The sequence below is a fragment of the Aetokthonos hydrillicola CCALA 1050 genome, assembly GCF_017591665.1.
GTDB classification, from domain to species: domain Bacteria; phylum Cyanobacteriota; class Cyanobacteriia; order Cyanobacteriales; family Nostocaceae; genus Aetokthonos; species Aetokthonos hydrillicola.
On record NZ_JAAKGC010000414.1, the window covers coordinates 1 to 1,257 of the forward strand.

The window sequence follows — 1,257 nt, forward strand, 5'->3', positions numbered from 1 at the left end:
AATCTGGTGTTATAGATTCTGGAGTATTTACTGCTACATCTGAAGGTACAATGCAAGGTGGAGTAATTTCTCCATTACTTGCTAACATAGCCCTTCATGGCATGGAAACACGGATAAAACAAGAATTTCCGGAAATCTCTGGTAGAGGAAAGGAAACTTGGTTTCACAAAAAGGGTACTCATTTCTGTCCCCCTAATATTATCCGTTACGCGGATGATTTTGTGGTACTCCATGAAAACAAATCCGTTGTCACCAGATGCCGAGAAATTATCTCGGAGTGGTTAAAAGGCATAGGACTTGAGATAAAACCTGAAAAAACCCGGTTAACTCATTCACTCAAATCTGAGGAAAGCGAGGATGGCAAAGCTGGATTTGACTTTTTAGGTCATCATATTCAGCAATACCCAGCCGGAAAGTACCGGAGTAATATAAATCGCTACGGTGAAATATTAGGTTTTAACACTCTCATCACCCCATCCCAGAAGGCAATTCAGGCACATCAAGAGGAAATCGAAAGAATCATCAAAAAACATGGGTCTTCACCCCAAGTGGTACTTATAAAAGACCTTAACCCTGTCATCAGGGGATGGACTTCTTTCTATTCACACTCCGATGCACAAACAATCGGAGAATTGTCTAAACAGGATTACCTCACATACCTGAAACTTCGGAAATGGGCTTTAAGCCGATGTGGAAACATCAATGATGGACATACCAAATATTGGAATTTCATAGACGGTGACAATTGGGTATTCGCAACCAGAGAAGGTAAAAACCCCTTTCGGTTACTGAAACATAGGGAGATGAAGTGCAGTAGCACTGACTATGTGAAAGTTAAAGGCGATAAAAGCCCCTACGATGGCGACCTAATTTACTGGAGTTCAAGGCTAGGGACACACCCTCAAACGCCTAATCGTAAGGCTAAGCTGTTAAAACAGCAAAAGGGTAAATGCCCCTGGTGTGGATTAAGCTTCCATGACTGGGATGTTTTAGAAGAAGACCACATCATCCCTAAAGCTATAGGCGGCAAGGATGAATATAAAAATCTTCAACTGTTACATCGGCATTGCCATGACGAAAAGACCGCAATTGACCTGAAGAAGATAAGGAAAAAAGACCACTCTAAATTCCTAGAAAAACTTTCTCAATTTTGGGAAAAACTTGACTGGGAATGGGTTAATGATATTCCATTCTTTAAAGGGTTTAAGGTCAGGAAGTCCGGAATGACAAAAGGACAACACACTGAGTAGCCGTGTG

1 protein-coding gene is annotated in these 1,257 nt (G+C 41.4%); it reads left to right on the forward strand.

Annotated features, from left to right (window positions below):
- On the forward strand, positions 1 to 1,250 hold a 1,250-nt coding region (locus G4P69_RS38435), incomplete at its 5' end, for a group II intron reverse transcriptase (RefSeq protein WP_313890617.1).
- Between the last annotated feature and the right edge of the window lie 7 nt (positions 1,251 to 1,257).